This window comes from Maritimibacter alkaliphilus HTCC2654, assembly GCF_000152805.1.
In the GTDB taxonomy this organism is placed as follows: Bacteria; Pseudomonadota; Alphaproteobacteria; order Rhodobacterales; family Rhodobacteraceae; genus Maritimibacter; species Maritimibacter alkaliphilus.
The window spans coordinates 2,906,188-2,928,521 of sequence record NZ_CH902578.1; the positions used below are offsets into that span (position 1 = coordinate 2,906,188).

Sequence of the window (22,334 nt, forward strand, 5' to 3'; positions counted from 1 at the left end):
ACGAGCCATGAATTTCGCCCGCCTTTTCCGCCGTTTGTTCCTTGTTCTCGTGGTGCTGTCCGCGCCTGCCCATGCGCAGGATGCCGCTGACGTCGCCGCGTTGAAGGAAGGACTTTCCCTCATGCGTGAGGGCAAATGGGACGACGCGCTGGAGGCCGCAGGACCGCCGGGCGCCTTGCCCCGCGACATCATCGAATGGAACCGCCTGCGGGCGGGCAAGGGCACTTTCGCCGAAAGCGTCGAGTTTCTGAGCCGGCATCCCGACTGGCCGGGCGAGGATCTGCTGCGCGAACGGACCGAAAGCTCGATTCCGCGCGATGCGGTCGTTCAGGATGTGCTGACCTTTTTTCAGGACGTGAAGCCGCAATCCGGCACCGGGGCGATCCGCTATGCGCGGGGCCTTTGGGAATCGGGCTACAAGGAAGAGGCTCAGGCCGAAGCGCGGCGCGCGTGGACGACCATGTCGCTCTCCCAGTCGCAGGAAGAGCAGTTCATGCACGACTGGCCCAAGACGCTCGCGGATTATCACTGGGAGCGGATGGATCATCTGCTCTGGCTCGGCCTGACGGACGAGGCCGAGCGGCACATGGCGCGCGTCTCGACCGATCAACAGATTCTCGCCCGTGCCCGGATCGCGCTGCGCAACACCGACCCCGGCGTGGATGCGATGATCGAAAAGGTGCCCGAGGCGCTTCAGGATGACCCCGGCCTCGCTTACGAGCGGATGCTCTGGCGGCTCCGCAAGGGCCGGATCGACGACGCGATCGAAATGGTCCTCGAACGGTCCACCTCGGCCGAGGCGCTGGGCCGCCCGGTGATGTGGGGCGACGAACGCCGCCGTTTCGCCCGCGAGAAGATGCGCGGGGGCGAAGCGCAAATGGCCTATGACCTCGCCGCGAACCACTACATCGACGAGGCGGTCTGGGACCGCGAGGACAACGAGTGGATCGCCGGGTTCGTGTCGCTCAGGATGCTGGACGACGCCGAAACGGCGCTGAAGCATTTCCAGTCGTTCCGCGAATCCGTCGACACGCCGATCAGCCTTGGCCGTGCCGGGTACTGGGAGGGCCGGGCATTCGAGGCGCTCGGACGCGAGGACGAGGCGCAGGCCGCCTATGCCTTCGGAGCGCAGCATCAGACTGCCTTCTACGGCCTTCTGGCCGCCGAAAAGGCAGGCCTGCCGATGGACCCGAAACTCGCCGGGACCGAGGAGTTTCCCGATTACACCGAAGCCAGCTTCTGGGGCACTCCGATCATGGAGGCCGCGCGGCTGGTCGCGGCGCTGGACGAATACTACCTGACGCAGCGCTTCGTCGTGCATCTGTCCGAGCGGCTCGATCGCACCGAAACCGGGCAGTTGGCCGATTGGGCCGAGGATGTCGGGCTGCCATACGTCATGCTCAAGATCGCCAAGCATTCGGTGAACTTCGAAAAGGTGCTCGAACGCGCCTATTTCCCGACACCGGAGATCGGAAGCGGCAATCCCAACGTGCCGCGCGCGCTGGAGATGGCGATTTCCCGGCGCGAGAGCGAGTTCAACCATACGGTCCGCTCCCATGCCGGGGCGCTGGGGCTCATGCAGCTGATGCCCGGCACCGCGCGCGACATGGCGAACCGTCTGGGCATCGACTATGCGCCGGCCAAGCTGACCACGGACATGGAATACAACGCGCGGCTGGGCTCGGAATACCTCGCCTGGCTGATGGAGCGGTTCGGGGACAATCCGGTGCTGATCGCGGTCGCCTATAACGCGGGTCTCGGGCGCGCCTACAACTGGTCCGAGGAACGCGGCGACCCACGCGACCCGGACGTGGACGTGATCGACTGGATCGAGATGATCCCCTTCGACGAAACCCAGAACTACGTGATGCGGGTGACCGAAACGCTCCCGATCTACGAGGCGCGGCTCAAGGGGGAGGTCGGCGAGTTGAACTTCACCGCAATGCTGAAGCGCCGCTGACCTTGCGGCCCTTCTGCCGTTCGCGCCAAGCCGTGAACAGCCCGGCGCCGACCACGATGGTGGCGCCGAGCGCCACGTTCCATTCGATGGATTCGCCGAAGAACAGGATCGCGATGATCGAAACGAAGACGAGCTGGAAATAGGCGAAGGGCTGAACCGCGCTCGCCTCGGCCACCTCGTAACAACGGATCAAAAGGTAGTGCCCGAGCGCGCCTGTGATGCAGAGCATCGCCATCCAGATCCAGTCGGGGCGCTCCATCGGTTCCCAGTGGAACGCGCCGACGGCGGTGATGGCCACGACCCCCGCGATCCCGGTCCAGAAGAACGAGGTCTGCGCGCTGTCCTTGCGCGCGGCATAACGCGTGGCGAGCCCGTAGATCGCGAAGAGAAGCGCGGCGGCGACTGCGATCAGCGCCTCGGGCGCGAACACGGCGAACCCCGGTTGCAGGATGATGAGGATGCCGACGAACCCCACGCCGATGGCGAGCCACCGGCGCGGCCCGACGGTTTCCCCAAGCACCGGACCGGAGAGCGCCGCGATCATCAGCGGGTAGGAGGCGAAGATGGCGTGCGTCGGGATCAGGCCCAGCACCACGAAAGCATAGATCGTGACCAGTACCTCGACGATCAGGATCACGCCCCGGAACGATTGCAGGAACGGCTGGCTGGTCGCGACCGCGCGGCGGAGCCCCCCGGCGCTGCGGGCCGCCATGACGGTGACGAACAGCGCGAAGAACCAGTAGCGGATCATCACGATCAGATAGACGTTGTACTTGTCGGCGAGCAGCCGCGAGACCCCGTCCTGCACCGCGAAGGTGAAGACCGCGCCGAGCATCAGGATGATGCCGGCCTTCGTGTTCTGAACCGCCATCAGACGCCCTTTCGTGCCACGGTCATGTGGCGTTTGTGGCCGTAGCCGGGTCGACGCTCGACGGCGAACCCCGCATCCGCCAGCCCCCGGCGCACGAAACCCGCCGCAGTATAGGTTGCCGCCGTGCCGCCCGAAGCCGTGTGGCGCCAAACCTCGGCCATCATTTCCGGCGACCACAGTTCCGGGTTCTTGGCGGGCGAGAACCCGTCCAGAAACCACGCATCCGCTTCGCCGGGCCACTTGGCCAACGTCTCGCGCGCGTCGCCTTCGATCACCTCGACCGTCACCGGGCCGACCGTGAAGAACCGGACCCCTTGATCCCAGACGTCAAGGAACGGGTCCGCGACCGAACGCGCCTCGGGAAACGCCTCGAGTGCATGGGCAATATCCTCGCCGCTCATGGGAAAGGCCTCGAACGAGGTGAAGCGGATCGGGATATTCGTTTCACGCAACGCGAGAACCATCGCCAGCATGTTCAGCCCGGTTCCGAAGCCAAGCTCGGCGACGTGGAACCCCGGTACGCAGCGGTCGGGCAGCTCGTTCCCGTCAAGGAACACATGCCGGGTTTCGGCCAGCCCGTTCGCGATGGAGAAATAGGGGTCGTCGAACCGGGTCGAGACCGGGATCGCCCCGTCGCGCCATTCCAACGTCGCTCTCTGGCTCATTTCCAGCCGATCCCCTATCAGTTTGCCAAACGATCCATGACGGAGGGCCTCTGGCTTGGCAATGGTAGACGTGACCGTGCGTGGGGCGGGCGCTTTCGGCCTGTCCGTCGCCTATGCCTGCGCGGCCCGTGGCGCCCGTGTCCGCGTGGTCGACCCCAACGGCGTCGGCGGCGGGGCCTCTGGCGGCATCGTCGGGGCGTTGGCCCCCCATGTGCCGGAAAACTGGAACCCGAAAAAGGCATTCCAGTTCGCCGCGCTGGACATGGGCGAGGCGTTCTGGCGCGCCGTCGAAGAGGTGGGCGGCGTTCCGTCTTCCTACGCGCGCACCGGACGGCTCCAGCCGATTGCCGACGATCATGCGCTTGCCTTGGCGGAAGCGCGGGCCGAGACGGCGCGCGCGCTGTGGGAGGGGCGCTATGTGTGGGAGGTGGTCGAGGCGACCGGTGCTTGGACACCCCTTTCACCCACGGGCAGGCTGATCCACGACACATTGACCGCGCGGATGTTCCCCCGTCACGCCTGCGCCGCCCTCGCGGCCGCAGTTCGGGCGCTGGGCGGTTCCATCGTGTCGGACGCGTCGGACGAGGGCGCGGTGGTCTGGGCGACGGGAGCGGCCGGGCTTGAGGCCCTGAGCGCCGAACGGGGGCGCATGGTGGGGGTGGCCGTCAAAGGGCAGGCGGCGCTCCTCGATGTCGACGCCCGCGACTTGCCGCAGATTTTTGCGGACACCGTGCATATCGTGCCCCATGCGAACGGCACGACCGCGATCGGCTCCACCTCCGAACGTGACTTCGGCGCAGCGGATACCACCGATGACCAGCTCGACGCGGTGATTGTCCGCGCCCGCGCTGCCGTGCCCGCGCTTGCCGATGCGCCGGTTCTCGAACGCTGGGCCGGGCTGCGCCCCCGTGCCCGCACCCGCGCGCCGATGCTGGGCACATGGCCCGGCAAGCCGGGACATTTCATCGCCAATGGTGGCTTCAAGATCGGGTTCGGCATCGCGCCGATGGTGGGGCAGGTCATGGCCGATCTGATCCTCGACGGTCGCGACACGATCCCCACCGAGTTCAGACCCGAAGCCAGCTTTTGATCCTTTCTGGCCCGAAACCTCAGACCTGCCGCGCCGGGCATCCTACGATATGGTCATTCACCAATCCGCAGGCCTGCATCCACGCATAGACGATGGTCGGGCCGCAGAAACGGAACCCGGCTTTCTTGAGGTCTTTCGAGATCTGCGTCGATAGCGGTGTCGAGGCAGGCACTTCGCCGAGGGACGCGAAGTCGTTCACCAAGGGCGCGCCGCCGACATAGCCCCACATCCGATCCGCAAAGGCCTGCGTCCCGCCCATGTCGAGATAGGCTTGCGCATTGCCGATGGTCGCTTCGATTTTGCCGCGATGGCGAATGATGCCTTCGTTGGTTAACAGTTGCGACACTTCGGGTTCTCCCCAAGAGGCGATGACCTCGGGTTCGAATCCCTCGAAGGCCGCGCGAAAGTTCTCGCGCTTGCGCAGGATCGTGATCCAACTCAGCCCCGCCTGAAACCCGTCGAGGATGAGCTTTTCCCACAAGGCGCGCCCGTCGTATTCCGGCACGCCCCATTCCGTGTCGTGGTAGGCCACATAAAGCGGGTCGTCCCCGCACCAGCCACAGCGTTCACCCATCGCGATTTACCTCGAATCCGAAATTTTACTGCTTCTTAGCAGGTCTGGCGCAATGGTGGCGATGCATTGGCGTTTGAGGTTGGTATGCGCTTTGAAATCCCCGACGAACCGGATGTCGTCCTGTCCAGTCCGCTGACCATCGCGATCCAGCAACGGGACCGCGATACGATGGCCATGGTGCGCCGGGCCGTGCAGACGAAACAGGTGATGCTCGCCTTTCAACCCGTGATGCGTGCGCAGGCCGCCGATACGGTGGCGTTTTACGAGGGGTTGATCCGCGTTCTCGACCACACGGGCCGGATCATCCCGGCCAAGGATTTCATCGACGTGGTGGAAGAGCAGGAACTGGGGCGCATCATCGATGCCCTCGCGCTCGAACTCGGTCTGGCCGCGTTGGAGGAGGAGCCTTCGCTCACGCTGTCGATCAACATGTCGGCCCGGTCCATCGGCTATCCGCGTTGGAAGACGGTGCTCAGGCAGGGGTTGGAGCGTGATCCCACGCTGGGCGAGCGTCTGATCCTCGAAATCACGGAACGCACCGCCATCGTCATGCCCGATCTGGTGCAGGTCTTCATGTCCGAGATGCAGGCCGAGGGTATCTCGTTCGCGCTGGACGATTTCGGTGCGGGCTATACCGCGTTCCGCTATCTGCGCGACCTCTACTTCGATATTCTCAAGATCGACGGCGAGTTCATTCGCGGCATTGCCGACAACCCGGACAATCAGGTGATCGCGCAGGCCATGCTGTCGCTCGCGCGGCATTTCGACATGATGACGGTGGCGGAATGCGTCGAGACACTCGAGGACGCGCAGTTCATGGCCGACAACGGCTGCGACTTCCTGCAAGGCTACTTCTTCGGGGCGCCGACCATACGCCCGTGGTGGAAGGGCGAGGGGCTGGAACAGCGCCAACGCGCGTGACGCTGCGTCACTGTCAACCTTGATTCATTCTGCCGTGCAGCATAATGGTACGACCGACGCGGATGCGGGGGAGAATCGTGCGATTGCACGATCTGCATCGGCGAACCCCATGCACCGGCCCCTGCCGGATCTGACCTGGAGAGGACATACCATGACGAATGTCGTAATCGCTTCGGCTGCACGCACACCCGTGGGCAGCTTCAATGGCTCGTTTGCGAACACCCCTGCCCACGACCTCGGATCGGTCGTTCTGGAGGCGCTGGTCGCGCGTGCCGGGATCGACAAGTCCGAAGTAAGCGAAACGATTCTCGGTCAGGTTTTGACCGGCGGCCAAGGTCAGAACCCGGCCCGTCAGGCGCATATCAACGCTGGTCTGCCGAAAGAAAGCGCGGCTTGGAGCATCAACCAAGTCTGCGGTTCGGGCCTTCGCGCCGTCGCGCTGGCCGCCCAGCACGTTCAGCTCGGCGATGCCGATATCGTCGCTGCGGGCGGGCAGGAAAACATGAGCCTCAGCCCCCACGTCGCGCATCTGCGTGCCGGTCACAAGATGGGCGACATGAAGTTCATCGACTCGATGATCAAGGACGGGCTGTGGGATGCCTTCAACGGCTACCACATGGGTCAGACCGCCGAAAACGTCGCCGAACAGTGGCAGATCACCCGCGACATGCAGGACGAATTCGCCGTGGCGTCCCAGAACAAGGCCGAGGCGGCCCAGAAGGCCGGCAAGTTCGCGGACGAGATCGTTCCGTTCGTTGTGAAGACCCGCAAGGGCGACATCACCGTCGATCAGGACGAATACATCCGTCACGGCGCGACGATGGACGCGATGCAGAAACTGCGCCCGGCCTTCACCAAGGACGGCTCGGTGACCGCCGCCAACGCCTCGGGCATCAACGACGGTGCGGCTGGCGTGCTGGTCATGTCGGCGGACGATGCCGAGAAGCGCGGCATCCAGCCGCTCGCCCGCATCGCCTCCTACGCGACCGCCGGTCTCGACCCGTCGATCATGGGCGTCGGCCCGATCTACGCGTCGCGCAAGGCGCTGGAAAAGGCCGGGTGGAAGGCATCGGACCTCGATCTCGTAGAAGCGAACGAAGCCTTCGCCGCCCAAGCCTGCGCGGTGAACAAGGACATGGACTGGGACCCGGCCATCGTGAACGTGAACGGCGGCGCCATCGCCATCGGTCACCCGATCGGCGCATCCGGCGCCCGCATCCTGAACACGCTGCTGTTCGAGATGCAGCGGCGGGACGCGAAAAAGGGCCTTGCCACGCTTTGCATCGGTGGCGGCATGGGCGTTGCGATGTGTCTCGAACGTCCGTGACGGAGTAGACTTGGAACCGGGCCCTGAGGGGCCCGTTTTCATATCATGGCCAAGCGACCCGATAACCCTGCGCAGATCGTCTTTTCCGGCGGTGGCCTTCGCTGTTTCTGGCAGGGCGGGTTCATGACGCGACTGGCTGAGGCCGGAGTGAACTATACGCCCGAACGCGTCACCGGCGTGAGCGGTGGGGCCCTTGCGGGGGCGGCCTGGCTTGCCGGATACGAGCGAAAGCTGCTGGACGAGATGTGCGCGGCCTTCGAGAAACGCGATACGAACTTCGATCTGTTCGCCGCCGACGCGGACGGCATCACACCACATCAGGAGCTTTACTGTTCGGTCGTCGATCGGGTCATCGACGCGAGCGCCGCGAAAAAGATCGCCGCGGGCCCGGCGTTTCAGATCCTGATCGGACATCCACCGGAGACGGGGCTTCCAACCATGACCGGTGCGGCAATGGCCTTGGCCTATGAGGCCGAATTGCACACGATCAATTCCCCCCATTTCAATTGGGCCGAAAAGATGGGGCTGACCGCCGAACTGGTCGACGCGAACGACGCGGCACGAAACGGGAAGCTGGTCGAACTCGTGAATGCGGCGGCCGTGATTCCGCCTGTGTTCGAGCCGCCACTTTGGAACGACAAGCGCGTGGTGGACGGCGGCATGGCGGATCAGGCGCCGATGCCGGAGCCGAACGAGGGCGAGACGCTGGTGCTGCTGACGCGGCCCTATGAACGCCTGCCCGACATCGAAGGGCGGGTCTATGTCTGGCCGAGCGAAGAAACGCCTGCCGACAAGATCGACTTCACCGACCCGCAAAAACTGCGGAATACGTGGGCGCTGGGCGAGGCCGACGCCGAAAAGTTTCTGGCACAGGGCTAGGTAATATTGTTGCGCTATCTTGGTGTATTGAGTAACAGAGTTACCGGACTGAAATGACAATTGGAGGACATCTTATGGGCAGAGTGGCACTTGTGACGGGGGGATCCCGCGGCATTGGCGAGGCCATTTCGAAGGGTCTCAAGGCGGCGGGATTCGACGTCGCGGCGACCTATGCGGGCAATGACGAAGCCGCGGCGAAATTCACCGAAGAGACCGGCATCAAGACCTACAAATGGAACGTGGGTTCCTATGAGGAATCGAAGGCCGGGATCGAAAAGGTCGAGGCCGAGATCGGGCCGATCGACGTGGTCGTGGCGAACGCCGGCATCACCCGCGACGCGCCGTTTCACAAGATGACGCCGGAACAGTGGCAGCAGGTGATCGACACCAACCTGACGGGCGTGTTCAACACCGTTCACCCGGTCTGGCCGGGGATGCGCGAGCGCAAGTTCGGGCGCGTGATCGTCATTTCGTCGATCAACGGTCAGAAAGGCCAGTTCGGTCAGGTGAACTACGCAGCCACCAAGGCCGGCGACCTCGGCATCGTCAAATCGCTGGCACAGGAAGGTGCGCGCGCGGGCATCACCGCCAATGCGATCTGCCCCGGCTATATCGCGACCGAGATGGTGATGGCGGTGCCGGAAAAGGTCCGTGAATCGATCATCGCGCAAATCCCGGCTGGCCGGCTGGGCGAACCGGAGGAAATCGCGCGTTGCGTGGCGTTCCTTGCGTCCGATGACGCCGGGTTCATCAACGGCTCGACCATTTCCGCGAACGGCGCGCAGTTCTTCGTCTGACGCGCCTTCTCTGGGAGGAGAGGAAACCGGCCTTTCGGGGCCGGTTTTTTCGTGGCAGATGGTGCGCATGACGCAATCCCGTGCCACCTTGATCGGCTTTACCGCCGTGCTGCTCTGGGCGCTTCTGGCGCTGTTCACCGTTGGCACGGCGCCGGTTCCGCCATTGCAGTTGAACGCGATCTGCTTCGCCATCGGTGGGGTGATCGGGTTGGTGTGGGTCAGCGCGACCGGGGGGTGGGCGCGGCTTCGGGCGGTGCCGTGGACGGTCTATGCCTTCGGGACGGCGGGTCTGTTCGGTTATCACTTCTTCTATTTCAGCGCGCTCAGGCTTGCACCCGCCGCCGAGGCCGGGCTGATCGCCTATCTCTGGCCGCTTCTGATCGTCCTGTTCTCTGGTCTGTTGCCCGGCGAACGCCTGCGGTCGGGGCATATCGTGGGCGCGCTCGTCAGTTTCGCGGGGGCGGCACTTCTGCTGTCGCGGGGCAGTGGCGGGTTCAGTGCCGAGGCGCTGCCGGGCTACATCTTCGCGGTGCTCTGCGCGCTGACATGGTCCAGTTATTCGGTCCTGTCACGGCGTCTGGGCGCGATGCCGACGGATACGGTCGCCATTTACTGCGTGGCGACGGCGGTGTTGTCGGCGGTTGCGCATCTTGTCGTGGAAACGACGACATGGCCCGAGACCGGCATCGGCTGGGTTTCGGTCGTTGCCTTGGGCCTTGGTCCGGTCGGGCTGGCCTTTTACACGTGGGACGTGGGGGTCAAGCGCGGAAACATCCAACTGCTGGGCACCGCAAGTTATGCAGCTCCCTTGCTGTCGACCTTCGTCCTGATCGCATTCGGGGTCGCGCAAGCCAGCCCTGTGCTGATCCTTGCGGCAGCTCTGATTACGTTCGGTGCGTTTCTTGCGGCCCGCGCAGGTCGTTCGCCTGCGCGGTGAGTGTGAGGCTCAGGTGGTGGCGAGACGCTCGATCTCGTCCTTCAGCATGAGTTTCTGCTTCTTCAAGGAGCTGATTTCGGTGTCCGGGGTGCTCGGGCTGCGCTGCGCGGCTTCGACTTGCACGGCCAGCGCCTCGTGTTTCCGGCGGAGTTCCTTCAAGCGCGCACTCAAATCCATGGGGTCCTCCTATTTGGTTATGTAGACCTAAATTGGAGCATAGAACCGCGAGTCTGTCACGAAATCGTTTCAAAACTCGGCGTCTTGGCAAACAAATGCCAAGGATTCAGGTTCTAATGCGTCAGAAAATATCAATGCGATTGAAGGATCACTACCAGAGGGGAAGCGCGGCGCCGTCCCGCAGGATTGCCGACACCTCACGTCGATAGGATTCCGAGTCGCCCACATGCTCGGCCCCGTCATGCAATATGAGCGGGGAGGCCAGTCGAAATTCACCCCGTCCGCCTTTGCGGGCCTGAACGAGGATGAGAACCGCCGCGCGCCCTTCGCGGGGAAGCAGCGGCTTGACCAGAATACTTCCCATGCGGTCGTCGAAACCCCGCAGAATCTCCGGCAGTCTTTCGGCTTTCTGGATGATCGTCATGTATCCACGCTGCTTCAGGCGCCGTGTGCCGACATCGATCCATGTGGCGAGCGGCGTATCCTCGAACAGCGCGGCGGCCCGTCCGGCATCGTCCGAGGTCGTGGAGCGTTCCCGCAGATGATAGGGCGGGTTCATGATGACGTGATCGTAGCTTTCCTCTTTCACCTCCGAGGGCAGGTCCGAAATATCGGCTTCCACCACGTCCATGTCGATGTCGTTGTCGAAGGAATTCTTTCGCGCGAGGTCGGCATAGTCCGCCTGCCGCTCAACCCCGACAAGGCGGATGCCCGGCACCCTCGTCGCCAGGCAAAGCCCGGCAGCCCCGGCGCCGCAGCCCAGATCGAGCACGCTCTCACCATCATGCGCGGCCACGGAGGCGGCCAGAAAGACAGGGTCGACGCCCGCGCGGTAACCGTCGCGTGGTTGCATCAGAACGAGCTGTCCGCCGAGGAACTTGTCCTCGGTCACAAGTTGGCGGGCAAACCCCATACTCATTCCTCCTCGAGCTCAATACCGTTCTCGGTCAGCACGCGGCGCGCGCGGACGTAATCATCGGCCCGAACCATAAGGCGACGAGGTAAAATACCTATTGATCCCTCGAGGGTGCTCATATGGACGTCCATCGGAAAGGCAGGTATACCTTCGCCCGATAAAAGGGCGCTCGCAAAGGCGATGATGGTCGGGTCTGTCGTGCGAAGAAGCTCTTTCATATATGGGACTTAGGACTGAAATCGACCGGATGTCGAGGCCATCGTCCGGGCGGCATGAAGAGAGACATCACGTGCTGGACCAAAAAGCGCACAAACCCCACGAACGGCTCGCGGCCCATCTGAAAGACGACTTGTCGCAGGTGGACGAGATGATTCGCGCCCGTATGGCGTCGGAGCATGCCCCCCGCATCCCCGAAGTGACGGCACATCTGGTGGATGCAGGCGGCAAGCGTCTGCGCCCGATGCTGACCCTCGCCTCGGCGCGGCTCTGCGGCTACGAGGGCGGGCATCACATTCACCTCGCCACGGCGGTCGAGTTCATCCATACCGCGACGCTCCTGCATGACGACGTGGTGGACGAAAGCGGTCAGCGGCGCGGGCGCCCGACCGCGAACCTTCTGTGGGACAACAAGTCGAGCGTGCTGGTGGGCGACTACCTGTTCGCACGCTCGTTCCAGCTGATGACCGAGGCGGATTCGCTTCGGGTGCTTCAGGTTCTGTCCAACGCGTCGGCCACCATCACCGAGGGCGAGGTGCTGCAACTGACCGCGGCGCAGGATCTGGGCACGACCGAAGACACCTATTTCAAGGTGGTGCGCGGCAAGACGGCTGCCCTGTTCGCGGCCGCGACCGAGGTGGGGGGCATTCTTGCGGGCGTGTCCGAGGACCGCATCAAGGCGCTGCACGACTACGGCGACGCGCTGGGCATCGCCTTTCAGGTGGTCGACGATCTGCTCGACTTCTGGGGCGGCGACGCGACGGGCAAGAACATCGGCGACGATTTCCGCGAACGGAAGCTGACCCTGCCGATCATCAAGGCGATCGCGCGCGGCGACGATGAGGAGCGCGCATTCTGGAAGCGGACGCTCGAGAAGAACGACCAGCGGGACGGCGATCTGGAACGGGCGTTGGAGATCATGACGGCCCATGGCGCGCTGGATGACACGCGGGCCGCTGCACTGGACTGGGCCGCCCGCGCCAAGGCCTGTCTCGACGCTTTGCCGGAAGACCCGATCCGCGACATGCTGAGCGACATCGCGGACTATGTGGTCGCGCGCCTGAACTGACATGAGCGAAGCTGGCGTCTATTTCCACGGCTTGCCCGGCGGGCCTGCCGAGCTTGACGCGCTTGGGCCGGGCTCACCGTTGACGGCGATCGACCGGATGGGCGTCGCGGGTGACGGCTACCCTGCGCGGCTCGAGGCGGTGGCGGACAGGTTGCAGGCCGGTGCCCCGCACCGCATCGTCGCGTTTTCACTTGGGGCCATGTCGGCGCTTAGGCTGGCGGCGGCGCATCCAGACCTCGTGCGGGAGTTGGTGCTGATCGGGCCGGCTGGTCCGCTTCAATTCGGCGACTTTCTGTCGGATATGGCCGGGCGTCCCGTTTTCGAGGCGGCGCAGCGCGGCGGCTTCCCGTTCAAAGGATTCGTCTATGGGCAGGCAAGTGCGATCCGGTTGATGCCGCAGTCGTTTCTGGAAAGCCTGTTTCGTGGCGCGCCTGTGCATGACAAGGCCCTGCTGGTCGATCCCGATATCATGGATGGACTGATCGCCGCGTGGCGGTCGGCATTGTTGAACGCCCGCGCGGCCTATCGCGACGAGCTTGCGGCCTATGTCGAGGACTGGTCCGATGTGCCGGGCCGGGTGACGGTGCCCGTCACGATCCACATGGGCGCGGCGGACTCCTGGGTGCCGCCTGCCATGGTAAAGGCGCTCGCCAAATCCCTTGGGACCGAACCCGAGATGATCGAACATCCGGGCCTCGGTCACTACGGAACGGCAAGCAAGGTTCTGCTCGACATCAGGTAAGCGTGGCGGGGACCACCCACCAATCCGGGTGCACCTCCGCCAGCGTGGCTGCGGCGGCGTTCGCGGCTTCCCGGCTGGCGAAAAGCGCAAAACAGGTCGCACCGGACCCGGACATACGCGCAAGACGTGCATCCGGCAGCGTGGTGAGGGCCGCGAGCACATCGACGATCACCGGGGCGACCTGCATCGCGGGATCTTCCAGATCGTTGCGCTGGGCCGCGAGCCAGTCGATAAGCTGCTTGGTGCCCTGCCACTTCGGCAGTTTGCGCGGCATCGGGGCGTTTGTCTTGCTCGCAAGGGCCTTGAAGACGGCGGGTGTCGGGACTTCGACGCGGGGGTTGGCCAGAACCGCATGAAGCTGTGGCAGCGGGCCGACCGGCTCGACGATTTCCCCGATCCCGGACATCCGTGCGGCTTGCCGCGTCAGGCAGACACGCACGTCGGCGCCAAGCTGTGCCGCCCCCTCGGGCAACGTGCGTTCGCCGGTCAGGTCGGACATCGCCAGCAAAGTGGCGGCGGCGTCCGACGACCCGCCGCCGATCCCGGATGCAGCGGGCAGATGCTTGGACAACGTGATGGCGACCGGCTGATCGAACAGCTCCGCTGCCCGCCAGACAAGGTTCGTCGCGTCGGCCGGCACACCGTCTGACATCGGGCCGGTCACGTCGAGCGACAGTTTGTCCGCCGCCATGACGGACACACGGTCCCCCACGTCGGCGAAGGCCACGAGGCTGTCGAGCAGGTGGTAGCCGTCCTTGCGCTGCCCGGTCACATGCAGCGTCAGGTTCACCTTGGCCGGTGCGAAAACCTTAGTTAGCAGCCGCGCTCTCCTGCCGAAGGATGGGATCGCCGCCTTCCTCTTCCAGCACCTTGTCCAGACCGACCTCAAGCTTGCGGCGGATGCGGTCGGGTTTGACCTCTTCGAGGTTGGTCTCATCGGTGATGAAGCTAAGTGCGCGGCTCCACTGGAACTCCGCCTCGCGGGTGCGGCCTACGGCCCAATAGACGTCGCCGAGGTGATCGTTCACGACCGGGTCCACCGGCATCAGCGAAACGGCTTTTTCCATCTGCGGCACGGCTTCGTCGTAACGGCCCAGCCGGTAATAGACCCAGCCGAGACTGTCGACGATGTAACCTTCGTTCGGGCGCTGATCGACGGCCTTCTCGATCATGCCGAGCGCTTCGTCGAGGTTCTCGCGCTTTTCCACGAGCGAGTAACCGAGGTAATTGAGAACCGAAGGCTGGTCGGGCTCAAGTTCCAGCGCCTTTCGGAAATCGCGCTCGGCGTCCTCCCACCGGCCACCGCGTTCGTTCACAATGCCTCGTGCGAAATAGACCGCCCATTGCGCCGCCACTTCCTCGGGATAAAGCGAAATCGCGCGGTCATAGGCCGCAATCGCCTCGGGCCAGGCTTCTTCGTAGCGATAGGCATCGCCGAGCGCGACATGCACGGGGGCGAGATCGGGATAGCGATCCGCCAGTGTCGTCAGCGTTTCGATGCCGGCTTCGGCCTGATCCGAACGGCGCAACGCGCTTGCCTTGCCCATCATGGCCTGAACATAGGCGCGGCTGTCCGGGGCGATCTGGTCGTAGGTCTGCACGGCGAGTTCGTGGTTCTGCATGTCCTCGAACACCGCGGCACAGAGCAGCGTGGCACTCACGTTCTCGGGGTCGAGGAATTGCGACAGCCGGGCGTAGATCAGGACGAGGCTGGGGCTCGCATCATTGGCGAGCACTTCCGCCACGTTGTAAAACAGGGCTGAAAGCCCGTCCTTGGGCGATTTTACCGAGTCGAATTCGACCGTTGCGCCGCTTTCCAGTTCGGCACGCAGCATCGCGATTTCTTCGTCGCCGGTGTTCGGCAATTGCGCGTCGAGCAGGGCGATGGCGTCGTTGTTGCGTTCCAACTGGCTCAGGATCTGCGCATAGGCGATGACGCCCGAGCGGTTCAGGGCAAGCTCGACGCCCGCCTCGCCGGACAGGATCGCGGCCGCACCTTCGTAGTCACCGACATAGGCAAGGGCCTGCGCTTTCTGGAAGGCCGAGACCTGTTTCGCGACGTCGTCCTGCGACAATTCCTCGAAAACTTCGAGCGCGCGGGACATGCGGCCATCGCCGATGGCGGTCCATGCCAGAATGAGCGGGTCCATCAGGCCGCCGACCGAAAAACCGCCGTTCATGGTGTCTTCGACCGCAGCCCAATCCTCGCGCCCCATCGCGTCCCCCAAAAGGACGATCTGGCCAAGTTCATTGCCCTCGGACATCTCGACGAGGCGCCGGGCCACCGGCACGGCTTGGTCGATCTGTCCGAGACCGAGATGCGCGACCAGCAGCCCCTCCATGATCCCGGCATTGTCGGGACGTTCGGCAAGGGCACGGGTGCCGTATTCGACCAGAGCCTCGAAATCCGCATTCGCGTCGGCGGACCGCGCCGCGAGATACGCCCCGGTGAAACCGTCGGTCGACTGAGCCGAGATCGGCAAAGCGGTGAGGGCGAGAAACGACGCGACACCAAGCGTGCGGGCCGTTTGGAACAGTCGGGGCAAGGGGCACCTCTCCTCAGATGGACATGGAGAAACCTAACGTCGCGCCCGAGCGGGTTCAATGCGGGTGGGCCGCAAATGGCCGCCCACCCACGCAAAGGTTACATATTGGGATAATTCGGCCCGTCGCCGCCCTGAGGCACCGTCCAGTTGATGTTCTGGGACGGATCCTTGATGTCGCAGGTCTTGCAGTGGACGCAGTTCTGGAAGTTGATCTGGAACTTGGGTCCGTTGTCGCCCTCGACCACCTCATACACACCCGCCGGGCAATACCGCTGCGCCGGTTCCGCGAACTGGGGCAGGTTCACGTCGATCGGGATCGACGGGTCCTTCAGTTTCAAGTGGCAGGGCTGGCTTTCTTCGTGGTTCGTGTTCGAGAACGACACGTTGGTCAGCCTGTCGAAGGATAGAACGCCATCGGGCTTGGGATAGTCGATGGGTTTGTGCTTGTCCGCCTTCTCGGTCGCCTGCGCATCGTTCTTGCCGTGCTTGAGCGTGCCGAACAGCGAGAAGCCACCGAAGAGGGTCTGGAACCACATGTCGAAGCCACCCAGCGCCATGCCGCCGGCAGGGCCGAAGCGGGCATTAAGGGGCGCGACGTTGCGCACGCGCTTGAGGTCTTTGCCCACCGGGCCGGATTTCAGCGCGGCGTCGTATTCGGACAGCGTGTCGCCGGAACGGCCCGCCTTGATCGCCTCATAGGCGGCTTCGGCGGCCTGACGGCCCGAATGCATCGCGTTGTGGTTACCCTTGATGCGCGGCAGGTTCACAAGGCCTGCCGAGCAGCCCGCAATCACGCCACCGGGGAACGCGGTGTCGGGGATCGACTGAAACCCGCCCTTGGTCACGGCCCGCGCGCCATAGGCCACGCGCTTGCCGCCTTCGAGCACCTGCTTCACACGCGGATGGTGCTTGAAGCGCTGGAATTCCTGATAGGGCGAGAGGTAGGGGTTCTTGTAGTTCAGGTCGACGATGTAGCCGACGTACACCTGATTGTTGTCGATGTGATACAGGAACGAACCACCGCCGTTCTTGAACCCGAGCGGCCAGCCGAGCGAGTGCGTGACTTCGCCCTCGTTGTGGTTCTCGGGGTTCACCTCCCAGATTTCCTTCATCCCGATGCCGAATTTCGGCTCGTCGGAATCCTTGGCGAGGTCGTTTTTCGCGATCAGCTCCTTGGCGAGCGACCCGCGCACGCCTTCGGAGATGATGGTGTATTTCGCCAGAAGCTCCATCCCCGGCTCATAGCCTTCGCCGGGTGTGCCGTCCGGGTTTTTGCCGAACTCGCCCGCGACCACGCCTTTGACCGCGCCGTTGTCGTCATAGACCAGCTCGGACGCGGCCATGCCGGGATAGACCTCGACACCCAGCGCCTCGGCCTGTTCCGCCATCCAGCGGCAGACGTTGCCCATCGAGACGATGTAGTTGCCGTGGTTGTTCATCAGGGGCGGCATCAGGAAGTTCGGGATCTTCATCTGCCCGCCTTCGCCGAAGATGTAGAAGTTATCCTTCTTCACCGGGACGTTCAGCGGCGCGCCCTTTTCCTTCCAGTCCGGGATAAGCGCGTCCAGACCGGACGGGTCCAGAACGGCCCCCGACAGGATATGCGCGCCCACTTCCGAGCCTTTTTCGAGCACGACGACCATAAGGTCCTCGTCCAGCTGTTTCAGTCGAATGGCTGCGGACAGGCCGGCAGGCCCGGCCCCGACGATGACCACATCGACTTCCATGGCTTCGCGTTCGATTTCGGCCATAAAAGGCTCCCTCCACGAAATAAAGTTGCGCCTTGGTAACGGTATGCCAAAGGCCGGTCAATCGCGACACGGCGTCATTCGCCGCGTTGCGGCATCCCATCGGCTCCAACTATGCCGTTGCAAATCAAGCCCGATTGCTTTTGTGTTGAGCAAGCCTTTGGGCACTGGCGGCGCTGTCCGTCGTGCATCATGTGAGACCCGAAGAAGACGACGACAAGGCACTCATGGAAAAGATCTTGCTGACCCGCGCGGGCTATACCGCGCTGAACGACGAATTGAAGAAGCTGAAATCGGTGGAACGCCCCGCCGTCATCGCCGCCATTTCCGAGGCGCGCGAACATGGCGACCTGTCGGAAAACGCCGAATACCACGCCGCGCGCGAGAAGCAGAGCTTCATCGAAGGCCGCGTGAAAGAGCTGGAAAGCATCATTGGTCTGGCGGAAGTCATCGACCCGGCCAAGCTGTCGGGCGCGATCAAGTTTTCGGCCACGGTCAAACTCGTGGACGAGGATACGGACGAGGAAAAGACCTATCAGATCGTGGGCGAACCCGAGGCCGATCTTGAAAAGGGCAAGCTGAACATCAAGTCGCCGCTGGCCCGCGCCCTGATCGGCAAGGAAGAGGGCGACTCGGTGGAAGTTCGCACACCGGGTGGCGAGAAGTCTTACGAAATCCTCGAGATCGAGTATATCTGACCCTGTGACGGACCCTATAACGGAACCTGCCGGGGGCGCGATGGCGCAGCAAAACGAAGAGGCGCTGGGCATGGGCATCTTCGGACGCCGGGCGAGGCGTGGAATCGCGCCGTCGGAACTTCTGGCGGCGGCGTTGTGCTGCCTCTGGCTCGTTGGCGCCGCGATCTATTTCCTGTTGATGGGGAACGACTTTTCCGCGGGCGGTGCCGGTGGCTTCATCATGACTCTGCTCGCCGTGTTCCTGCCCGTGGCGGTCATCTGGCTGGCCGCCTCCGCCGCGCGGTCGGCTCGGATCATGCGCGAAGAGACGGTGCGGCTACAGTCGACCATCGACGCCATGCGTCACAGCTACCTGACCCAATCGCACGCGCATCATGCCGAGCGAAACCCCGAGGTCGAAGCCAAGATCGCGCGGCTCGAGCAGGCGCAGAAACAGACGGAACAGGCGCTTACCACCTTCTCCACGACGCGCAATCTGGTGCGGGCCGAGGCCGAAATCCCGCGACCCCATGCGCAGCCGGTCGTCGAAGAGCAACCGTCGCTCGCGTTGGAACCTCAGGCCGCCGACACGGCCCCGCCGCTTGAGCGGGACGACATGATAAAGGCGCTGCATTTCCCGGAGAACGCCGAGGATGAAGCGGGGTTCGCCGCCCTGCGGCGGGCGTTGAAGGACAGAAAGGTCGCGGGGCTGGTGACGGCGGCGCAAGACGTGCTCACGTTGCTGAGCCAAGACGGGATATACATGGACGACCTGCGCCCGGATCGCGCACGCCCGGAGATCTGGCGCCGGTTCGCGCAGGGGCATCGGGGCCGAGAAGTGGCGGCGCTGGGGGGCATCCGGGATCGGTCGTCCTTGGCGCTCACGGCAGGCCGGATGAAAAGCGACCCGGTGTTTCGGGACGCGGCACATCACTTCCTGCGCCGTTTCGACGACGTGTTTCTGGAGTTCGAGGAAACCGCGACGGATGAGGACATCGCCCGGCTGTCGGACACGCGCACAGCGCGCGCTTTCATGTTGCTCGGGCGTGTGACCGGCACATTTACCTAAAGAATTGCCATGCCGCGTGCGTGGTTTTCCGGCGGATTCAGGATACTAGAATCCTAGTATCCTGCCTGCTTCGCATTGAAAAAGGTTATTGTTAAACAATAGGTTGTGCGACTTCGGCGCGTAGCGCGAGTTCAGGAAGATTCGAAAAACCGGGACTAGAGCCCGGCTTCCCGCGCGATCTCGGCCTTTGATTTTCGCGCCCGCTCGGTCTCGGACTTAAGCTGACCGCAGGCGGCCATGATGTCCTCCCCTCGCGGCGTGCGGATGGGCGACGCATAGCCCGCCTGATAGATGATGTTCGCGAAGGCCCGGATGCGGTTGTTGGACGACCGTTTGTAAGGTGCGCCGGGCCATTCGTTGAACGGGATCAGGTTGATCTTGGCCGGAATGCCCTCGATCAGTTTGATAAGCCGCCGCGCATCCTCGTCACTGTCGTTCACCCCGTCGAGCATCACGTATTCAAACGTGATCCGTTCGGAGTTGGACAGCTTCGGATATTCCTTGAGCGCCGCGAGCAGCTTTTCGATGTTCCACTTCTTGTTGATCGGCACAAGCTTGTCGCGCGTCTCGTCATCCGTGGCGTGAAAGCTGATGGCGAGCATGCAGCCGATCTCGGCCCCGGCGCGCGCAATCTCGGGCACGACGCCTGACGTGGACAGGGTGATCCGGCGGCGCGACAGGGAAATGCCTTCGCCATCCATCGCGATCTTCATCGCGTCGCGAACGGCGTCGAAGTTGTACAGCGGTTCGCCCATGCCCATCAGCACGATGTTCGAGACGAGGCGCGGGCGTTCACCCATGCCTTTGCCCGCCGGCACCCAATCTTCAAGATCGTCGCGCGCCATCATGATCTGACCGACGATTTCGCCAGCCGTCAAATTGCGGACCAGCTTTTGCGTGCCGGTGTGGCAGAACGAACAGGTCAGCGTGCAACCGACCTGCGACGACACGCAGAGCGTGCCGCGATCCTCTTCGGGGATATAAACCACCTCGACCTCGTGCCCGCCCGCGATGCGGACAAGGTACTTACGCGTGCCATCGGTCGAAACCTGCTTCGACACCAGTTCGGGCACCCGGATTTCGAAGTGCTGGTCGAGAAGCGCGCGGTAGTCCTTCGACAGGTTGGTCATGTCCGCGAAATCGCGCACGCCCTTCTGGTAGATCCACTGCCAGACCTGACCCACGCGCATCTTGGCCTGTTTCTCGGGCGTGCCGGCGGCGATCAGCGCGTCGCGCAGCCCGTCACGGGTCAGCCCGACAAGGTTGGGCTTGCCGAGAGTCGCATCCTCCTTGCGGGGGATGGTCATTACGTCTTGCGTGATCGGGGCCGAGGCCGTCATGTGTCGCGCTCCTGATGGAATTGCGCCTCATATAGGCGATCATACCATGAATTCAAAAGAAAACGCCCCGGACATCCTGCCGGGGCGTGTCTGTTCTGGCTCTGCGCCGGGTTATTCGCAGCGTTTGCCCGCATCTTCGACCGCGGCGGTGAAACCCATGAGCGAGAAGGTATCCTCGGTCCGGGTGCCGCGCGACGAGTTGCCGACGAGAACGGCATTGGCGCCACCCTTCATCGCGTTCACGATCTTGGTGTCGTCCTCGGGGCTGGCCGACCAGGCCCATTCACCATCCGTGAACAGCTGAAACTCGGTCTCGCCGATCGACAGGGTGACGGTCGACCCATCGGCAAAGGGGTAGCCCCCCGTGAAGCTTACCTCACCGGTGCCGTTGCCGGACCGGTAAGAGACGAAAAGCAGGATGTCGCCCCGGCGCACCGCGACCGACCGGCCATCCTTGGTGTTGACCGTCTGCTTGGGTTTCGAAACGCTCCAGCACTCCTGCGGATCGCCTTCGACGAAGACGCTCCAGTCGGTGTTGGCGGCGACCCGGTTCGTGCTTTCCTGTGCCACGGCGGCGCCGGTCGCAGTCAGCGACAGCGCGGCGATGCACAGACCCCGTGCGATGCGTGATGTCATGTCTAACACAGCCTCCAGCTGCTCTGCCTCTCGGGCCCTTTGCTCCATCCCTCTTTGGGGTGTTTCACGGCGCGGGCACCCTTTTCAACCTAATGGCGTTACCTTAACGGGTTTTTGCCGGTTTTTGAAAGACCTGTTGGCGGAAAACCGCGCGTTATCCTTGGGATGGCAGGGATGTGAACCGCGTGCGGCACCGGCCCGGTTGCGAATCGTTGGCGACGCCGATCCGGCGGGTCGGATCAGGCCCTTCGGAAGTCCGACTTCGCGTAGCCCTGCAAATACAGCAGCGCGGTGAGGTCACCGTGATTCACCCTGATGTCGCATTGGGCGGCGACAGATGGTTTGGCGTGGAGGGCGACCCCCGATCCGGCAAGCTCGAGCATCCCCAAGTCGTTGGCCCCGTCGCCCACGGCGATGACATCGGCATGTTCCAGCCCAAGGCGCGCCGAAATCTCTTCGAGGGCCGCGACCTTGGCGGCCCGTCCGAGGATGGGGTCGACCACCTGACCGGTCAGTTTCCCGTCCCGAATGTCGAGCGTGTTCGCGCGGTTCTCGTCAAAACCCAGCTCCGCCGCGACCTTGGCTGTGAACGCGTTGAAACCGCCGGAGACGAGCGCGGCATAACCTCCGTTCGCGCGCATCGTGGCGACGAGTTCGGCACCGCCGGGCATGAATGTGATGCGCTCGGCCTGAACCTTGTCGATGACCGTCGCGGGCAGATCCTTGAGAAGACCGACACGCTCGCGCAGTGCCCCTTCGAAATCCAACTCGCCGTTCATGGCGCGGGCGGTGATGTCGGCCACGCGCGGCCCAACGCCCGCTTCGTCCGCGAGTTCGTCGATGCATTCCTGCTGGATCATGGTGCTGTCCATGTCGGCGAGCAGCATTTTCTTGCGCCGGCCTTCTGTGGGCTGGACGATGAGATCGACCCCCAACGCCTGAAGTTCGTCCCACGAAGACCAGCGCGTATCGGGGACCGACGGCATGTCGAATTCCGCCGCTTCGTCAGGGGCGAGCCAGCGCGCGGTTGTCCCGCCCCACGCGCCCCGCAAGGCTTCGACCAGCGACGGGTCGAGGGCGGCTTTTCCGGGCGCGGTCAGAAGCGTGGTGGTGAACATCGGAGCCTCCGTTTGATCGGGGTCCGATTACCGTGGCAGGCCACGATGTGCCAGCCCGT

The 22,334-nt window shown here is 63.8% G+C and carries 23 protein-coding genes; 11 read left to right on the top strand and 12 right to left on the bottom strand.

Going from position 1 to position 22,334, the window contains the following annotated elements:
- The first annotated feature begins 7 nt into the window (after positions 1–7).
- The gene (locus RB2654_RS15100; RefSeq protein WP_008333416.1) at positions 8–1,960 is read left to right on the top strand and encodes a lytic transglycosylase domain-containing protein; all 1,953 of its coding nucleotides are present in this window, start codon (positions 8–10) and stop codon (positions 1,958–1,960) included.
- Here the strand turns inward: RB2654_RS15100 and RB2654_RS15105 are convergent.
- Positions 1,935–2,831, bottom strand: a complete 897-nt coding sequence (locus tag RB2654_RS15105; RefSeq protein WP_008333417.1) for a DMT family transporter — start codon at positions 2,829–2,831, stop codon at positions 1,935–1,937. The genes RB2654_RS15100 and RB2654_RS15105 overlap by 26 nt on opposite strands.
- Entirely contained in the window at positions 2,831–3,496 is a 666-nt protein-coding gene (mnmC2, locus tag RB2654_RS15110) for a tRNA (5-methylaminomethyl-2-thiouridine)(34)-methyltransferase MnmC2 (protein ID WP_040885058.1), read from the bottom strand. The genes RB2654_RS15105 and mnmC2 overlap by 1 nt, the downstream gene beginning before the upstream one ends.
- A 61-nt stretch (positions 3,497–3,557) precedes the next feature.
- Between mnmC2 and RB2654_RS15115 the strand changes: the two genes are divergently transcribed.
- On the top strand, positions 3,558–4,586 hold the full coding sequence (locus tag RB2654_RS15115) for an NAD(P)/FAD-dependent oxidoreductase (protein ID WP_008333419.1): 1,029 nt from the start codon (positions 3,558–3,560) through the stop codon (positions 4,584–4,586).
- Positions 4,587–4,605: 19 nt separating this feature from the next.
- On the opposite strand, the gene RB2654_RS15120 is transcribed toward RB2654_RS15115, so the two are convergent.
- Positions 4,606–5,160 (bottom strand): DNA-3-methyladenine glycosylase I, encoded by a 555-nt coding sequence (locus tag RB2654_RS15120; protein WP_008333421.1) that lies wholly within the window; start codon positions 5,158–5,160, stop codon positions 4,606–4,608.
- Positions 5,161–5,244: 84 nt separating this feature from the next.
- Between RB2654_RS15120 and RB2654_RS15125 the strand changes: the two genes are divergently transcribed.
- The 5 genes from RB2654_RS15125 (at position 5,245) to yddG (ending at position 10,021) form a co-directional block, all read left to right on the top strand.
- Positions 5,245–6,081: an EAL domain-containing protein gene (locus RB2654_RS15125; RefSeq protein WP_008333422.1), complete on the top strand. Its 837-nt coding sequence runs from the start codon at positions 5,245–5,247 to the stop codon at positions 6,079–6,081.
- Between the two features lie 151 nt (positions 6,082–6,232).
- A complete protein-coding gene (locus RB2654_RS15130) occupies positions 6,233–7,408 on the top strand; it encodes an acetyl-CoA C-acetyltransferase (RefSeq protein ID WP_040885060.1) in 1,176 nt (391 codons plus the stop codon).
- A 45-nt stretch (positions 7,409–7,453) separates the two neighbouring features.
- Complete coding sequence (locus RB2654_RS15135; RefSeq protein ID WP_008333424.1) at positions 7,454–8,287, top strand: patatin-like phospholipase family protein; 834 nt, start codon at positions 7,454–7,456, stop codon at positions 8,285–8,287.
- 74 nt (positions 8,288–8,361) lie between these two features.
- The gene (gene phbB / locus RB2654_RS15140) at positions 8,362–9,084 is read left to right on the top strand and encodes an acetoacetyl-CoA reductase (protein ID WP_008333425.1); all 723 of its coding nucleotides are present in this window, start codon (positions 8,362–8,364) and stop codon (positions 9,082–9,084) included.
- A 67-nt stretch (positions 9,085–9,151) separates the two neighbouring features.
- Complete coding sequence (gene yddG, locus RB2654_RS15145) at positions 9,152–10,021, top strand: aromatic amino acid exporter YddG (protein WP_040885748.1); 870 nt, start codon at positions 9,152–9,154, stop codon at positions 10,019–10,021.
- Between the two features lie 9 nt (positions 10,022–10,030).
- Here the strand turns inward: yddG and RB2654_RS22935 are convergent, their stop codons facing one another.
- From RB2654_RS22935 to RB2654_RS15155, 3 genes are all read right to left on the bottom strand, one after another.
- Positions 10,031–10,198 carry a YdcH family protein gene (locus RB2654_RS22935; protein ID WP_008333427.1) on the bottom strand — a complete coding sequence of 56 codons (168 nt, stop codon included), beginning with the start codon at positions 10,196–10,198 and terminating at the stop codon, positions 10,031–10,033.
- Between the two features lie 151 nt (positions 10,199–10,349).
- On the bottom strand, positions 10,350–11,111 hold the full coding sequence (locus tag RB2654_RS15150) for a tRNA1(Val) (adenine(37)-N6)-methyltransferase (protein ID WP_008333428.1): 762 nt from the start codon (positions 11,109–11,111) through the stop codon (positions 10,350–10,352).
- A 2-nt stretch (positions 11,112–11,113) separates the two neighbouring features.
- Positions 11,114–11,332, bottom strand: coding sequence for a putative signal transducing protein (locus tag RB2654_RS15155; RefSeq protein ID WP_008333434.1), 219 nt, complete (start codon positions 11,330–11,332; stop codon positions 11,114–11,116).
- A 29-nt stretch (positions 11,333–11,361) separates the two neighbouring features.
- Here RB2654_RS15155 and RB2654_RS15160 point away from each other — a divergent pair, with 29 nt between their 5' ends.
- Positions 11,362–12,399, top strand: coding sequence for a polyprenyl synthetase family protein (locus RB2654_RS15160; RefSeq protein WP_083783408.1), 1,038 nt, complete (start codon positions 11,362–11,364; stop codon positions 12,397–12,399).
- A 1-nt stretch (position 12,400) separates the two neighbouring features.
- The gene (locus RB2654_RS15165) at positions 12,401–13,141 is read left to right on the top strand and encodes an alpha/beta fold hydrolase (protein ID WP_008333438.1); all 741 of its coding nucleotides are present in this window, start codon (positions 12,401–12,403) and stop codon (positions 13,139–13,141) included.
- Here the strand turns inward: RB2654_RS15165 and RB2654_RS15170 are convergent.
- From RB2654_RS15170 to RB2654_RS15180, 3 genes are all read right to left on the bottom strand, one after another.
- Positions 13,134–13,961 carry a 4-(cytidine 5'-diphospho)-2-C-methyl-D-erythritol kinase gene (locus tag RB2654_RS15170; protein WP_040885749.1) on the bottom strand — a complete coding sequence of 276 codons (828 nt, stop codon included), beginning with the start codon at positions 13,959–13,961 and terminating at the stop codon, positions 13,134–13,136. The two genes, RB2654_RS15165 and RB2654_RS15170, sit on opposite strands and share 8 nt — an antisense overlap.
- Positions 13,951–15,687 (bottom strand): tetratricopeptide repeat protein, encoded by a 1,737-nt coding sequence (locus RB2654_RS15175; protein WP_008333443.1) that lies wholly within the window; start codon positions 15,685–15,687, stop codon positions 13,951–13,953. Before RB2654_RS15175 ends, RB2654_RS15170 begins: the two co-directional genes overlap by 11 nt.
- Before the next feature lie 98 nt (positions 15,688–15,785).
- Complete coding sequence (locus tag RB2654_RS15180; protein ID WP_008333445.1) at positions 15,786–17,438, bottom strand: electron transfer flavoprotein-ubiquinone oxidoreductase; 1,653 nt, start codon at positions 17,436–17,438, stop codon at positions 15,786–15,788.
- Positions 17,439–17,662: 224 nt separating this feature from the next.
- Here RB2654_RS15180 and greA point away from each other — a divergent pair, with 224 nt between their 5' ends.
- Together greA and RB2654_RS15190 are read left to right on the top strand one after the other, a co-directional pair.
- Positions 17,663–18,133: a transcription elongation factor GreA gene (greA, locus tag RB2654_RS15185; RefSeq protein WP_008333447.1), complete on the top strand. Its 471-nt coding sequence runs from the start codon at positions 17,663–17,665 to the stop codon at positions 18,131–18,133.
- 40 nt (positions 18,134–18,173) lie between these two features.
- Positions 18,174–19,181, top strand: coding sequence for a hypothetical protein (locus RB2654_RS15190; protein ID WP_008333448.1), 1,008 nt, complete (start codon positions 18,174–18,176; stop codon positions 19,179–19,181).
- Positions 19,182–19,336: 155 nt separating this feature from the next.
- On the opposite strand, the gene rlmN is transcribed toward RB2654_RS15190, so the two are convergent.
- The 3 genes from rlmN to serB form a co-directional block, all read right to left on the bottom strand.
- On the bottom strand, positions 19,337–20,521 hold the full coding sequence (rlmN, locus tag RB2654_RS15195; RefSeq protein WP_008333451.1) for a dual-specificity RNA methyltransferase RlmN: 1,185 nt from the start codon (positions 20,519–20,521) through the stop codon (positions 19,337–19,339).
- A 111-nt stretch (positions 20,522–20,632) separates the two neighbouring features.
- Positions 20,633–21,157, bottom strand: a complete 525-nt coding sequence (locus RB2654_RS15200) for an invasion associated locus B family protein (protein WP_008333454.1) — start codon at positions 21,155–21,157, stop codon at positions 20,633–20,635.
- Between the two features lie 239 nt (positions 21,158–21,396).
- Entirely contained in the window at positions 21,397–22,275 is an 879-nt protein-coding gene (gene serB, locus RB2654_RS15205; RefSeq protein ID WP_008333456.1) for a phosphoserine phosphatase SerB, read from the bottom strand.
- Positions 22,276–22,334: the final 59 nt, after the last annotated feature.